The sequence below is a fragment of the Belnapia sp. AC561 genome, assembly GCF_979252845.1.
In genome coordinates this window covers 1-366 of sequence record NZ_CEEDBP010000130.1, presented here as the reverse complement: position 1 = coordinate 366, position 366 = coordinate 1, and the positions used below count along the sequence as shown (strand labels likewise).

1 protein-coding gene is annotated in these 366 nt (G+C 58.7%); it reads right to left on the bottom strand.

What is annotated here, in order from left to right; translation table 11 throughout:
* Positions 1–140, bottom strand: a 140-nt coding sequence (locus AC0IW9_RS30440) for an acyl-CoA dehydrogenase family protein (RefSeq protein WP_471652047.1), incomplete at its 3' end; no start/stop codon positions are given.
* Positions 141–366: the final 226 nt, after the last annotated feature.

Genomic DNA, 366 nt, shown 5'->3' with positions numbered 1-366 from the left:
AGGTCGCCGGCTTTCTTGAAGATGTCGTGGATCGGAAAGCGCCCGGCCTTTTCCCATTCATCAACGTGGGGATTGATTTCCTTGTCGACGAAATTGCGCACCGTGCGGCGAAGTTCTTCGTGTTCCTGGGTGATGATCATTGTTGTTGTTCTCCACGCGTGAATTTCGGTCTGTTCGAGAGCGGCGTTGGCGGCGGCCCTCACCCTAGCCCTCTCCCGGAAGGAGAGGGGACGAAGCGATTAAAACCTCGCCACGCCAAAGGTATTGGCCTGCAACGGCCGCACCTCGGCTTCGGCGCAAATATCCAGCAGAAAACCCAGCAGCTTGCGCGTGTCACGCGGGTCGATCAGGCCGTCGTCCCAGAGG